Source organism: Vibrio sp. JZG120 (assembly GCF_053890955.1).
Genome location: NZ_JBSRRK010000015.1, coordinates 18,602 through 32,959, shown reverse-complemented (window position 1 = coordinate 32,959; position 14,358 = coordinate 18,602). Strand labels below are relative to the sequence as shown.

The 14,358-nt window shown below is 46.4% G+C and carries 12 protein-coding genes; 10 read left to right on the top strand and 2 right to left on the bottom strand.

Going from position 1 to position 14,358, the window contains the following annotated elements; translation table 11 throughout:
• Positions 1 to 123: 123 nt before the first annotated feature.
• Positions 124 to 603, top strand: coding sequence for a tRNA (uridine(34)/cytosine(34)/5-carboxymethylaminomethyluridine(34)-2'-O)-methyltransferase TrmL (trmL, locus tag ACWPOD_RS20985; RefSeq protein ID WP_005382381.1), 480 nt, complete (start codon positions 124 to 126; stop codon positions 601 to 603).
• Positions 604 to 672: 69 nt separating this feature from the next.
• Here the strand turns inward: trmL and ACWPOD_RS20980 are convergent, their stop codons facing one another.
• Positions 673 to 1,191 (bottom strand): FxsA family protein, encoded by a 519-nt coding sequence (locus ACWPOD_RS20980; protein ID WP_053807754.1) that lies wholly within the window; start codon positions 1,189 to 1,191, stop codon positions 673 to 675.
• A 430-nt stretch (positions 1,192 to 1,621) separates the two neighbouring features.
• Here ACWPOD_RS20980 and aspA point away from each other — a divergent pair, with 430 nt between their 5' ends.
• The 4 genes from aspA to ACWPOD_RS20960 all read left to right on the top strand — a co-directional run bounded on the left by aspA (position 1,622) and on the right by ACWPOD_RS20960 (position 7,353).
• On the top strand, positions 1,622 to 3,073 hold the full coding sequence (gene aspA, locus ACWPOD_RS20975) for an aspartate ammonia-lyase (RefSeq protein ID WP_005397540.1): 1,452 nt from the start codon (positions 1,622 to 1,624) through the stop codon (positions 3,071 to 3,073).
• A gap of 175 nt (positions 3,074 to 3,248) precedes the next feature.
• Positions 3,249 to 4,556 carry an anaerobic C4-dicarboxylate transporter gene (locus ACWPOD_RS20970; RefSeq protein ID WP_005382378.1) on the top strand — a complete coding sequence of 436 codons (1,308 nt, stop codon included), beginning with the start codon at positions 3,249 to 3,251 and terminating at the stop codon, positions 4,554 to 4,556.
• Positions 4,557 to 4,717: 161 nt separating this feature from the next.
• The gene (locus ACWPOD_RS20965) at positions 4,718 to 6,529 is read left to right on the top strand and encodes a protein-disulfide reductase DsbD (protein WP_456232188.1); all 1,812 of its coding nucleotides are present in this window, start codon (positions 4,718 to 4,720) and stop codon (positions 6,527 to 6,529) included.
• Positions 6,530 to 6,723: 194 nt separating this feature from the next.
• Positions 6,724 to 7,353, top strand: coding sequence for a response regulator (locus tag ACWPOD_RS20960; RefSeq protein WP_005397542.1), 630 nt, complete (start codon positions 6,724 to 6,726; stop codon positions 7,351 to 7,353).
• A gap of 2 nt (positions 7,354 to 7,355) precedes the next feature.
• Here ACWPOD_RS20960 and ACWPOD_RS20955 read toward each other — a convergent pair whose 3' ends face one another.
• Complete coding sequence (locus ACWPOD_RS20955; RefSeq protein WP_047010251.1) at positions 7,356 to 9,101, bottom strand: potassium/proton antiporter; 1,746 nt, start codon at positions 9,099 to 9,101, stop codon at positions 7,356 to 7,358.
• A 520-nt stretch (positions 9,102 to 9,621) separates the two neighbouring features.
• Between ACWPOD_RS20955 and ACWPOD_RS20950 the strand changes: the two genes are divergently transcribed.
• The 5 genes from ACWPOD_RS20950 (at position 9,622) to ACWPOD_RS20930 (ending at position 14,346) form a co-directional block, all read left to right on the top strand.
• Positions 9,622 to 9,885: a DUF4212 domain-containing protein gene (locus tag ACWPOD_RS20950; protein WP_005397548.1), complete on the top strand. Its 264-nt coding sequence runs from the start codon at positions 9,622 to 9,624 to the stop codon at positions 9,883 to 9,885.
• A 12-nt stretch (positions 9,886 to 9,897) separates the two neighbouring features.
• Entirely contained in the window at positions 9,898 to 11,625 is a 1,728-nt protein-coding gene (locus tag ACWPOD_RS20945) for a sodium:solute symporter family protein (protein ID WP_005397550.1), read from the top strand.
• Between the two features lie 256 nt (positions 11,626 to 11,881).
• Entirely contained in the window at positions 11,882 to 12,364 is a 483-nt protein-coding gene (locus ACWPOD_RS20940) for a hypothetical protein (RefSeq protein WP_012841321.1), read from the top strand.
• A 201-nt stretch (positions 12,365 to 12,565) separates the two neighbouring features.
• The gene (locus ACWPOD_RS20935) at positions 12,566 to 12,943 is read left to right on the top strand and encodes a hypothetical protein (protein ID WP_048626674.1); all 378 of its coding nucleotides are present in this window, start codon (positions 12,566 to 12,568) and stop codon (positions 12,941 to 12,943) included.
• A gap of 17 nt (positions 12,944 to 12,960) precedes the next feature.
• Positions 12,961 to 14,346, top strand: coding sequence for a class II fumarate hydratase (locus tag ACWPOD_RS20930; protein ID WP_301609650.1), 1,386 nt, complete (start codon positions 12,961 to 12,963; stop codon positions 14,344 to 14,346).
• Positions 14,347 to 14,358: the final 12 nt, after the last annotated feature.

The following is a 14,358-nucleotide window of genomic DNA, read 5'->3' as shown; positions in this document are numbered from 1 at the left end:
TTACGGTATTAGCGTCCGCGCTAATGCCTGCTTTCATACCCAGGTCAATCTTGCTGAATCTCGCATATCTTGCTGACTTGGGTATATACTGCCCCTCTATTTGACTAACTCTATTTCAATACCATGTTTGATATCGCTTTATACGAACCAGAAATCGCGCCGAACACCGGCAACATCATTCGACTTTGTGCCAACTGCGGTGCAAACCTTCACTTAATTGAACCTCTGGGTTTCGATCTTGAAGAGAAGAAAGTCCGCCGCGCTGGTTTGGATTACCATGATTTAGCTCGCGTAACGCGTCATAAGAACTATCAAGCATTCTTAGAATATTTAGAGAAAGAGAAGCAAGGCAACTACCGATTGTTTGCCTGCACCACCAAAACCACAGGTCACCACGTTGATGCGCAATACCAAGCAGGCGACGTATTGATGTTTGGTCCAGAAACTCGTGGCTTGCCTGCTGAAATCATCGATAGCTTGCCAATGGAGCAGCGTATCCGCATTCCAATGATGCCAGATGCGCGTAGCCTAAACCTTTCGAACGCCGTTGCGATCATTGCTTTTGAAGCATGGCGTCAAATGGGATTTGAAGGCGCGTTGTAAGCCCCACGAATTCCAAACACAAAAAAGGGCGCTCGTGCGCCCTTTTGTTTTCTTTACTCTCTGACTCAATCAGTTGAGCTTGTTGCGATCATCATCGTCTTTACGCTCGTATTCCCCTTCAAAGGTATTGCCATCGTCTGACTGGGAATTAAATGGGTCACGGCGGAACGGGTCTTGCTCAAATGGCCCTTGGTTAGAGAAACCACCTTGGAAGCCACCACCATGCATGGTTTTCACCACCATTTTACTCATCAAGTATTTGGCAATCGCAGCGCGTGGCGCAGGAAGCAACACCAGCATACCAAGAGCATCGGTCATAAAGCCCGGTGTTAACAGCAGCACGCCAGCCACCGCTAGCATTACGCCTTCAAAAATTTGCTGGGCTGGAATTTCACCTTGTTCCAGACGCCCCTGCACCGACATCAGAGTTTGGATGCCTTGGCTGCGCACCAACGATGCACCGACAAATGCCGTGATTAATACTAATGCGATAGTCGGCCACAAACCTAAAAAGCCGCCCACCTGAATAAATAAGCCGATTTCAATGATCGGGACAAAAATAAACGCCAATAATAAGATAGGAAACACACGCCCTCCTTTGTTTAATTCAGTGTAATGGTAAAAGCGGACTAAGCTCAAACGAATCGTTGTAAAAAAGCGTGTTCATACTGGTCTCTTCCTACTCAGAAAAAGTGGTAGTGGAGTGTTTCATTCAATTGCATACCGATTTTTTCGTGCTTTTAAAGTGCTAATTTCGAACTCTAAAAACCCATGTTTGTCGAGGAAAATCGAGTACCCATAAAGGGTTATTAATAACCCGTTCATACTTTGCAAATTATTGACTCATGAAAAACGAAAAAGGTGATCTAGTTACTATTTTTATGCGCTAGGTGCAGTATCATGTGCCACATAAGTCAGGACGGATTTTCCAGCCAAAAATTCTGATGAATGGATTCTAGATTGCAGAAATGGCTAATAAATAACTTTATTATCAGAATTATCATCTAAGGATCCTGCTATGGCTACCCTATCTGATGCTCCAAAAACAGCAAACCCAGCCACTCGTATTGAAGAAGATCTATTAGGTCAACGTCATGTCCCTGCAGATGCGTACTACGGTATTCATACGCTACGTGCGATCGAGAACTTCAACATCTCTAATATGACCATCTCTGACGTACCAGAATTTGTACGCGGTATGGTAATGACCAAAAAAGCAGCGGCGTTGGCAAACAAAGAACTTGGTGCGATTCCAAAAGACGTTGCAAACTACATCATCGAAGCGTGTGATTTGATCCTAGAAACTGGCAAGTGCATGGATCAGTTCCCATCAGACGTATTCCAAGGTGGTGCGGGCACTTCCGTGAACATGAACACGAACGAAGTGATCGCAAACGTTGCGCTTGAGCTAATGGGTAAAGAGAAAGGTCAATACGAATTTGTTAACCCAAATGACCACGTAAACAAGAGCCAATCAACCAACTGTGCGTACCCAACGGGTTTCCGTATCGCGGTTTACAACAGCGTACACAAACTAATGGAAGCAATTGAGTACCTAAAAGGCGCATTCGAACTTAAAGCAATTGAGTTTAAAGATGTACTGAAAATGGGTCGTACTCAGCTACAAGACGCGGTACCGATGACTGTAGGTCAAGAGTTCCACGCTTGGGCAGTAACACTAAACGAAGAGATTCGTGCTCTAGATTACACCTCTAAACTACTCCTAGAAATCAACCTAGGCGCAACCGCAATCGGTACAGGTCTAAATACACCGACTGGCTACCAAGCCCTTGCAGTAAAACACCTAGCGGAAGTAACAGGCCTTGACGTTGTAGCGGCAGAAGACCTTATCGAAGCGACTTCTGACTGTGGCGCATACGTAATGACGCACAGTGCACTAAAACGTCTAGCGGTGAAACTATCGAAGATCTGTAACGACCTTCGTCTACTTTCTTCTGGCCCACGCGCTGGTCTAAATGAATTGAACCTACCTGAAATGCAAGCAGGTTCTTCAATCATGCCAGCAAAAGTAAACCCAGTTATCCCAGAAGTAGTAAACCAAGTTTGCTTCAAGGTTCTAGGTAACGACAACACGGTTTCTTTCGCAGCAGAAGGCGGTCAGCTACAGCTAAACGTAATGGAACCAGTTATCGCACAAAGCATGTTTGAGTCTATCTCTCTACTACACAATGCGTGTGTGAACCTACGTGATAAATGTATCGACGGCATCACAGTCAATAAAGAGACTTGTGAAAACTACGTTTACAACTCAATCGGTATCGTCACTTACCTAAACCCATACATCGGCCACCACGAAGGTGACATCGTAGGTAAGATTTGTGCGGAAACCGGTAAGAGTGTTCGCGAAGTTGTGCTAGAGCGCGGTCTGCTAACCGCAGAAGAGCTTGATGAAATCTTGTCAGTAGAAAACTTCATGCATCCAACTTACAAAGCGAAACGCTACGAGTAATAACTAATTCGAAGGGGGCCACTCAGGCCCCTTTTTTAGGCTCTCATACGGTTAACCACATTTTTTATATGCTTTTATTGCCATTAGGCCACTGGGTTCTAATTCTCTGAGCATTTACTCCTGTTCCTGAGTGTTCAAAAAATCAGAATCAAATAAAAACTAAAGAGGTATCAATATGGTCATGGTCGAACTCTTCGTGGTTCTGCTCTTCATCTATTTGGGGGCTAGAATCGGCGGTATCGGCATTGGTTTTGCCGGTGGTGCTGGGGTCATTGCGTTGTCTTTGATCTTGGGCGTACCAACAAGCCAAGCTTACATTCCCGTTGACGTAATTTTAATCATCATGTCGGTCATCACGGCCATCGCAGCAATGCAAGTGGCTGGTGGTTTAGACTGGATGGTGCAAGTTGCTGAAAACTTTTTGCGCAAGCATCCTGAGCGCATCACCTTTTATGCGCCTATCGTAACTTACCTAATGACATTAATGGCGGGTACTGGCCACACGGCATTCTCTACTTTGCCAGTAATTGCAGAAGTCGCGAAAGGTCAAGGTGTGCGCCCTTCTCGTCCTCTGTCTATTGCGGTTGTCGCATCGCAAATCGCGATCACTGCCTCGCCAATCTCAGCGGCTGTTGTAGCGTTTGCGGCAATGCTGCACCCATTTGGCGTTGACTACCTAACACTACTAGCAATCTGTATCCCAACGACGTTCATCGCGTGCATGATCGGTGCGTTCGTGGCGAACTTCATGGGCTGTGAGCTAAAAGACGATGCTGAATACCAAGAGCGTCTAGAAAAAGGCTTAATCAAGCTAAATACAGAAGCAAAACGCGAAATCCTACCAACAGCGAAGAAAGCGACGTTCATCTTCCTAGGCGCAATCGCATTCGTAGTGTGTTACGCAGCAGCAATTTCTGGCTCTGTTGGCCTTATCGAGAACCCTGCTCTAGGTCGTAACGAAGCTATCATGACGGTAATGCTAGCAGCCGCAGCGGCTATCGTAATGAGCTGTAAAATCGACGCTGGCAAAATCCCAGCAGCAGCAACATTCCGCTCTGGTATGACAGCATGTGTGTGTGTTCTTGGTGTGGCATGGCTAGGTTCTACCTTCGTTAACGCGCACGTTGACGGCATCAAAGAAGTGGCTGGTGCGCTACTAGCAGACTACCCATGGATGCTAGCACTTGTTCTATTCTTCGCTTCAATGCTGCTTTACTCGCAAGGTGCAACCACGGTTGCGCTGATGCCAGCAGCACTAGCAATCGGTGTGGCACCACTTACCGCAGTTGCATCTTTCGCAGCAGTAAGTGCGCTATTCGTACTGCCAACTTACCCAACGCTTCTAGCAGCGGTTGAGATGGACGACACGGGTTCAACTCGTATCGGTAAGTACGTATTCAACCACCCATTCTTTGTACCTGGTGTGGTAACCATCGCTTCTGCGGTAGCCCTTGGCTTCGCATTCGGTGGTCTACTGATCTAGTAGAAACAGAGTCTTACTCGGGGAGCTTCGGCTCCCTTTTTTATTGCCTGTTGTCTTGATTTATGCTCAATAAATCTTCATTTTCATGAAACTTATTGACTCGCCTCCGGGTCTGATTGAGTTACACTAACGGCAATTATCTAAGATGAATTGACTCTTTTATGCGCGCATTACTTTCCGTTTTACTCTTAGGGCTCATTACCTTTTCCACTCCGTCTTTAGCTTTATTTGGCAAAGACCAGTTTACCAATAGCCAGAACAACAGTTTTGGTAGCAGCAGCGACAGCTTTGTTCCGGTCGATCAGGCATTTCCGTTTAATTTCTACCAGCAAGACGACAAATTGATGCTCGATTGGCAGGTACGCGATGGTTATTACCTGTATCAAGAGCGTTTATCTGTGTCTGGTGAGAACATCTCACTGGGCGAACTGCAAATGGAAAACGGCACGCCACATAAAGATGAATTCTTTGGTGATGTTCATATCTATACCACACCATTATTTGTCAATATCCCACTGAGTAATTGGCAAGAGGGCGCACGTGTCATTGTGCAATATCAAGGCTGTGCGAAAGCGGGCTTCTGCTACCCACCAGAAACACGTGAGATTCCAATCAGCGCGTTTTCTTCATCCAATTCCGACACCGTAGCACTGACTGGCAAGGCACCGACGACAGAAAAAGTGCAGCCCGCAACAAAACCAACCACCACTTCAGTACCAGTCAGTGAGCAAGATAGCTTAGCCGCGAATCTAGCCGACAAGTGGTGGACGCCGTTGTTGTTTTTGGCACTTGGTGTGGGTCTAGCATTTACCCCTTGTGTGCTGCCGATGTACCCAATTTTGACCAGCATCGTGCTTGGCAGTGGCAAGCTGAGCCAACGTCGTGCGCTTGGTTTGTCATTTGTTTACGTACAAGGCATGGCGCTGACTTACACGCTGCTCGGCCTTGTAGTGGCGTCTGCGGGTATGCAGTTCCAAGCGGCGATGCAACACCCTTATGTGCTGATTGGTTTGAGTGTACTGTTCATCGCATTAGCTCTGTCGATGTTTGGTCTGTACTCATTGCAGTTACCAAGCAGCGTGCAAACGTGGCTGAATAACTTAAGTAACAAGCAGCAAGGTGGTAGCAGTGCTGGCGTGTTTGCAATGGGGGCAATATCTGGCTTGGTTTGTTCTCCGTGTACTACCGCCCCACTCTCTGGTGCGCTGCTTTACGTCGCACAAAGTGGCGACTTACTCACTGGTGGGGTCGCCCTTTACGCGCTGGCGATGGGCATGGGTATTCCGTTGATCCTTGTAGCGGTATTTGGCAACAAGTTGCTACCAAAAGCCGGCGGTTGGATGGACCGCGTGAAAACGCTGTTCGGCTTTATTCTGCTTGCTGCGCCTATCTTCTTGTTGGAACGCATCATGCCAGAAATGTGGTCAACAATTCTGTGGTCAACACTGGGCATCGCTGCCTTTGGTTGGCTGTATCATGTGAAAAACAGCTTGGAGTTTGGTGGCTGGAAACAAAGCTCCGTTGGCATCATCGCCGTATTGGGTTTGCTCGCGTCAGCACAGCCAGTATTAAATTACTGGTTTGGTAATAACGCAACGCAAGCTCAACAAACTTCCGTAAGCTTTACACGCATTGCCAATGTTGCAGAGTTGGAAGAACAACTAGCGCTAGCCAAAGCAGCTGGCAAACCTGTGATGCTCGACTTCTACGCCGATTGGTGTGTGGCGTGTAAAGAGTTTGAGAAGTACACCTTCCATGATCCAAGCGTCGAAGCCAAGCTAAAAGACTTTGTTCTTCTGCAAGCTGATGTAACCAAGAACCAAGTGCAAGATATTGAGTTACTCAAACACATGAACGTACTTGGCTTGCCAACCATCGAGTTCTGGGATGCGAATGGCGAACACGTTTCAAACGCGCGTTTAACCGGTTTTATGCAAGCCGAGCCTTTCTTAGAGCACATCCAACAATTCTGATCATCAGATATTCAAACGCCAGTGATGACCACTGGCGTTTTTTATTACCCAGATTTGAATGAGAAAATTGCGCTTATATGCAATTTTCCTAATAAAAGTCGATTTGGTTCAGACTTTTAGCGAATAAATATTGTCCACTCTCTCAAAGCTGGACAATAATAAATTTAACGAAATAGTCAAAAGTGTTTAACGTCATGGATTCGACCTACACCATCATCATTGCAGATGATCACCCACTCTTCCGTAATGCCTTGTTTCAATCTATCCACATGGCAATCAGTGGGGCAAATTTGCTGGAAGCGGACTCACTCGACGCACTGCTGGCTTTGTTAGAGCGAGAAGAAGAGCCAGATTTGGTGCTATTGGATCTCAAAATGCCAGGAGCAAATGGTATGTCTGGCTTGATTCACTTGCGAGCAGAACACCCAGACTTACCAATCGTCGTCGTATCGGCTAGTGAAGAGCCAGCGATCGTGACACAAGTGAAAAGCCATGGTGCGTTTGGTTTTATTCCTAAATCGAGCGATATGCGCGAATTGGTGAATGCGCTCAATCAAGTGCTCAATGGCGACCCGTATTTTCCTGAAGGGCTGATCACCAATAACGCGGCATGTAATGACTTAGCGGAGAAGATTGCCGCGCTAACGCCACAGCAATATAAGGTGTTGGGGATGTTGTCAGATGGCTTACTGAACAAACAAATCGCCTACGAATTGAATGTTTCAGAAGCCACCATCAAAGCGCATATGACGGCGATTTTCCGCAAGCTCGGCGTAAAAAACCGCACACAAGCCGTCATCATGCTAACGGAGATGAACGACTAGACTCACTCCTCGTCAGCGAGCAGGCTTTGCTCGCTTGGCAAACGGATACCTACTTTGGTGACTTGTTGGTCAACGACATCGGCAATGATCCATTGCAAGCCTTGCCACTCGAATTGGTCCCCTAACACTGGTGTACTCCCCAATTGTTCTTCTACAAGGTTTCTTAAGCTTTTATCGAGTGATTCATCGCCCAAGTTCAGGCCATACATCATCGCAATATCGGCAAGGTTCACTTCAATATCTAGGAAGAAATCACCAAAGAATCGTGCCAATGACGCTTTCTCAGGCGCTTCACTAAATAGCAAGCTCAGAGCATCCAAATCCTTTTCTTGCGCCAACACACACAAGGTATCGTCTTCCTCGAGGCGCGTGCTGCCTGACGGATGCAATAACGCCTTATTGCGAAATACTGCGGCGATGCGCGTTCCATCCGGCATCGAAAGACTACGCAATGGTTCACCAATACACCATTTATCCGCTTTAAGTTTATAGATAAACAGCTCCCACTCACTGGTAGGGTAAATCTCCACACCAGTTCGTGAAATTGGCTCAGGTTTAGAAGGCAGCTCTACCTTCGCCAGAGACATCGCTTTAGTCAATGTACCACCTTGCACAATCAAAGAGACCATTACCACGAAAAACGCCAAATTGAAGTACAACTGCGCATCTGGCAATCCTGCCATCATTGGAAATACCGCCAGAATGATTGGGACAGCACCGCGCAAGCCCACCCAAGAAACAAACCACTTTTCACGTGGTGTGAAACTCTTGAATGGCAGTAAACCGATCCAAACCGAGATTGGACGGGCAAATAAAATCATCCCAAAGGCCAACGCCAAACCAGGCAACGCAATAGAAAGCAAGTTGGAAGGCGTAACCAATAAACCAAGCACGAGGAACATACCGATTTGAGCTAGCCACGTCATGCCATCTAGAACATGAAGAATGGAATGGCGGCTACGTGTTGGACGATTACCTAACAGTAAACCAACCAGATAAATTGACAGAATACCGCTACCACCTAATGCATTAGATAAAGCGAAAATCAGCAAGCCACCACTGACGGTTAAAATCGAATATAAGCCATCCGGCAGTTGATTACGATTGATGACCTTCCACAAAATCCAGCCACCAGCAAAACCGAGTAAAGCACCAATACCAAACTGCTTAAGAAAACTGAGCGCCAAAAAGCCCACACTCAAATCTGCATCTGGGTTCGCTAAAATAGCAATCAGAGTAACAGTCAGAAACACCGCCATAGGGTCATTGGTGCCAGATTCAATTTCCAGCGTTGAGCCAACACGTTCGTTAAGACTACGACCTTTGAGTAGAGAAAAAACCGCGGCGGCATCAGTGGAGCCGACAATCGCACCAACTAATATACCTTGCAGCAAGTCTAAGTCGAATAACCACGTTGCCATCAGCCCGGTCAAAATAGTGGTGATTGCAACCCCAAACGTTGCTAAAGACACCGAAGGCCATAACGCCACCCTAAAGCTGGCAACCCGTGTTCTCATACCACCATCAAGCAAAATGATGGCTAATGCGAGGTTACTGACCAAGTAAGCGATCGAAAAATTATCAAATAAAATACCGCCTAAACCGTCTTCCCCCGCCAGCATTCCAACGGCTAAAAATACCAAAAGAATTGGGATTCCCAACTTAGAGGAAACTGGGCTTAAAAGAACGCTAAGTGCGATTAACAACGCACCTATAAGAAAAAAACTGTTAATGGTGTCTGCGTCCATTCTCACCCTCCCTTAATGAAAAACGATATGCTTGTGATGAGCTAAGGCGACTTCGTTAATAAGTTAATGCCTTAATCTGCCTCCTCCTTAAACCGTCCCAAAGCGCGAGGTTGTACGAGAATGACTCAGTTATATTACTTTATTGTGCGCTAAAACGGTGATTTGGTACGAAAACTTTATGTAAATAAATTACTTGTGAAGTTTTCACGCCAGTTTTTTCGCTGATTGATAAAAAGAAGAACGCAGAATGTTTCTGTTAAGGATCGCTAAAATCAATGAAGAAAAAATTAATCACGTCTCTTATTCGTGCTTTTTATCATTTCTCTCCTTAGACCTTTGGCTAATTTAACAGCTTTTTAACATTAATAAATAACCCTAACTTCTCTCTAAGCGACCATATCACGGGAGTTTTTTATTTTTTATACCCCGACTAAAGTTGAAAAGAGTTCTTGCCAACACCTTGCTAATGTACATGTTGAAACATTTTTTTAACAACAATACCAATCGTAAGGAGACGGCAATGGCATTTGAAAGCGAAGAAAGAGCCAAAGCCTATTGGGACAAAAACGTGAAGCTCATGATTGGCCTTATGGTCATCTGGTTCGTAGTGTCTTTCGGCTGCGGCATTTTATTTGTCGACGTACTTAATCAATTTCAATTAGGTGGATACAAACTTGGTTTCTGGTTTGCTCAGCAAGGCTCCATCTACACCTTCCTAGGTATTATTTTCTATTACGCATGGAAGATGCGCCAAATCGACCGTGAATTCGGCGTAGATGAGTAAGGAGTAACTCAGATGGATTTGAAAACTATTACCTACCTGGTTGTTGGTGCAACCTTCGTCCTCTACATCGGTATTGCGATCTGGGCGCGTGCGGGGTCAACCAAAGAGTTCTATGTCGCAGGTGGCGGGGTAAACCCAATCGCTAACGGTATGGCAACCGCTGCTGACTGGATGTCGGCGGCATCGTTCATCTCAATGGCGGGCCTAATTGCCTTTATGGGTTACGGCGGCTCCGTATTCCTAATGGGTTGGACGGGCGGTTACGTACTGCTTGCGCTACTACTCGCCCCTTATCTACGTAAGTTTGGTAAGTTTACGGTGCCAGAGTTTGTTGGTGAACGCTTCTACTCGAACACAGCACGTATCGTGGCGGTTATCTGTCTTATCATCGCATCGGTCACTTATGTTATCGGCCAGATGAAAGGCGTTGGCGTTGCCTTCGGTCGCTTCCTAGAAGTCGATTACTCAACTGGTCTATTGATTGGTATGTGTATCGTATTCATGTACGCCGTACTTGGCGGCATGAAAGGCATCACTTACACGCAGATTGCTCAATATTGCGTACTCATTCTTGCTTACACTATCCCTGCAATCTTTATCTCTCTGCAACTTACAGGTAACCCGCTACCTCAGATTGGCCTCGGGAGTACCATTCAAGGCACCGATGTTTATCTGCTCGATAGGCTCGACCAAGTGGTGACCGAACTCGGCTTTAGTGAGTACACTACGCAGGTTCGCGGTAGCACACTAAACATGTTCGTTTACACCATGTCATTGATGATCGGTACTGCAGGTCTACCACACGTTATCATCCGTTTCTTTACAGTACCTAAGGTGCGTGATGCGCGTACTTCTGCAGGCTGGGCACTTGTGTTCATCGCTATTCTATACACAACGGCGCCAGCAGTATCAGCAATGGCTCGTCTAAACCTAATGGATACCGTCAACCCTGCGCCTGGTCAGCACCTTGCGTATGATGAGCGCCCTGATTGGTTCAAGAACTGGGAAACAACAGGTCTATTAGGCTTTGATGATAAGAATGGCGATGGCCTGATCGAGTACACCTCAAACCCTGACACCAATGAATTGCGAGTTGACCGTGACATCATGGTACTAGCAAACCCAGAAATCGCTAAGCTACCAAACTGGGTCATTGCACTCGTTGCCGCTGGTGGTCTCGCTGCAGCACTATCCACAGCTGCGGGTCTGTTGCTCGCTATTTCGTCGGCGATTTCCCATGACTTAATCAAAGGGGTTATAAATCCGAACATATCCGAGAAGAAGGAGCTGCTTGCCAGCCGAATCTCGATGGCGGTGGCAATCGCAGCCGCAGGCTATCTCGGATTGAATCCTCCTGGCTTTGCCGCTGGTACGGTGGCGCTCGCCTTTGGTCTTGCTGCGTCATCCATCTTCCCTGCGTTGATGATGGGTATCTTCAGCAAAGGCATCAATAAAGAAGGCGCAATCGCCGGTATGATTGCTGGTATCAGTATCACACTGTTCTACGTATTCCAGCACAAAGGCATCCTATTCGTTGCTGACTGGAAATATCTAGAAAGCTGGGGAACCAACTGGTTCCTAGGTATTGAGCCAAACGCGTTTGGTGCTATCGGCGCACTATTTAACTTCATCGTGGCATTCGCGGTATCGAAAGTTACGGCGGAAACACCTCAAGAAGTTAAAGATCTTGTTGAACACGTTCGTGTCCCTGTTGGTGCAGGCGATGCCGTGGATCACTAAAATATAACGCAAGCCACAAAAGCCCCACTTGGGGCTTTTTTATTCACCTAACTTATTCTAATAATTAGATTCCCTGAGCCGTAGCAAGGAAGCACACGAATGGCATTGGTTATATGTTCGGGGAACGCAGAAACAATCGTTTAGAACAAGGCAAAGATTGCAGCAAGCTAGTTGCTCTACCTTCAAAATCATTAACGAAGTTATTAGTGATTTTAGCCAGTAAAAATGAACAGATAATTGATGGAATTAGTATTTTATGTTCAAAAACAAGCACTTTATTCTCGCACTGCTGATTGCGCCGATTCTTTCTTTGATCGCCTACTTCGGCACCGATATGGCACTCAGCGAGAAACCCCACGCGGCACAAGAAGGGGAAACTTACAAACTCGCGAGTAAGTCTAACTGTCGTTACACCAGTGGACTGTGTGACATGGAAAATGGCGACTTTAAAGTGAAGTTTCGTTCAGAACAGCTCACGAAAAATGGCTTAGAATTGTCACTCAATGCCGCCTATCCACTCGAAGGGGTCAAAGTTTCCATCGTTAATGACGAAGAGAAAAATGCTCAGCCGATTGATATGAAGCCCGCCGATCAGGCTGGAAAAAGTTGGTACATTACCTTACCAAGACCAGCATCCGCAGAAAGTTGGTTAAGAGTCGTCATTCAATCTGGAGGCACACTTTATTACGGCGAAACACAAACCGCGTTTGTGAAGTACGAAACCTTATTTACAGAGTAATGGCCACAGATAAAGACACCGATATCCAAAACGTCGATACCTCATTGTCACCTCAGGACTAAATAATTCCCTCTCTGCCGACGCTTTTACGTCGGCTTTTGTTTCCGTAAGTCTTTCTTCAACAACCTCTTACTCTAAAAAGGGTTGCCAACCCACCACTTAATTGATAATAATTATCATTACATTAAACGAGAGGTGGTTATGGACAACAAACGGGACATCTTTAACGCATTTTTTAAAGCACAAGATAGATTCCTTCTCGCCGCACCACACGGCTTTGAGCCAGACGTAATTCATGACTATATTCATTGGGGAATGGTGTTGTCTTCCTGCTATGAACACGGTGCCGATGAAGAAAATCTATTGTTGTGTGAGCTGTTTTTGCGTCAGGTTTATTTCCATCTACTAGACGCAATTCAAGACTCCACTCGCAGTTGCATCTTCCGTCGTGTCTGTCTCGATTCTATCCATACGCCATTATTCTGTCTCAAACGCTATTACTATCAGTTTGAACAAGGCGACGTGAAATTTCTCGCATTACAACAACAATTACGCCTGATTCAAATCTCACTCGATTAACCAAAAGGATCCCTACCATGAGCACCGAATTCCGCATAGAAACTGACAGTATGGGCGAAGTGAAAGTCCCAGCAGATGCACTCTACCAAGCCCAAACTCAGCGCGCCGTCGATAACTTCTCATTCAGTCAACATAAGATGCCATCTGGCTTCATCCAAGCGTTGGCACACATCAAGCAGACTGCGGCACTCACCAACGCACAATTGGGGCTGCTTGAAGGTGATATCGCTAATGCGATTGCTGACGCAGCTCAGGCGATTATCGAGGGCAATCATATTGAGCAATTTCCAATTGACGTATTTCAAACCGGATCAGGCACCAGCTCAAATATGAATGCGAATGAAGTGATTGCAACACTGGCCTCCCAGCATCTAGGCGGTACCGTCAGTCCTAATGATCACGTCAACATGGGACAAAGCAGTAACGATGTGGTGCCAACGGCCATTCAAGTTAGCGCAGCATTAGCCATTGAAACACAGCTCTTCCCGGCCCTGTCACACCTCATCCAAACACTAGAGTCTAAGCAACAAGCATTGAAAGATGTTGTAAAAACCGGTCGCACCCACTTAATGGACGCGATGCCAATTACCTTTGCTCAAGAACTTGGCGGTTGGCAGTTCCAAATCGAGCACGCAAAACAAGCGATTGAACAAGCACTTCCTGCGGCAAAAGCCTTAGCCCAAGGTGGTACAGCGGTTGGCACGGGGATCAATGCCGATCCACGCTTTGCAGACTTATTCGCTAGCAACCTAACCCAGTCAACTCGTATTCAGTTCACGGCCAGTGATAACTTCTTTTTCAATTTAAGCAGTCAAGATGCGATCGTCGCTCTGTCGGGACAGCTCAAAACAGCAGCAGTTGCGATCATGAAGATCGCAAACGATCTTCGTTGGATGAATTCAGGCCCATTGGCTGGTTTAGGTGAGATTGAATTACAAGGCTTGCAACCGGGTTCTTCCATCATGCCTGGCAAAGTAAATCCTGTGATCCCAGAAGCCGCAGCTATGGCCTCAGCGCAAGTCATTGGTAATGACACCACGATTACCGTCGCGGGCCAAGCAGGCAACTTCCAACTAAACGTCATGCTACCTGTCATTGCTCATAACGTATTGGAGAGCATCGAGTTGCTCGCTAACAGCGCAACGGCTTTAGCTGATAAAGCCATTGCAACATTCGAAGTTCGTCAAGATAACTTGGATGTAGCGCTCGCCAAAAACCCAATTTTGGTCACGGCCCTCAACCCGGTCATTGGCTACCTGAAAGCGGCAGAAGTCGCGAAAAAAGCCTATAAGCAGGGGCGTGCGATTATTGATGTCGCAGAAGAAGAAACCGATTTAGATAGAGCCACGTTAGAACGATTGCTTAATCCAGCGAAGCTAACCCAAGGCGGCGTCGCGGAATAAGCGGCAAACTCA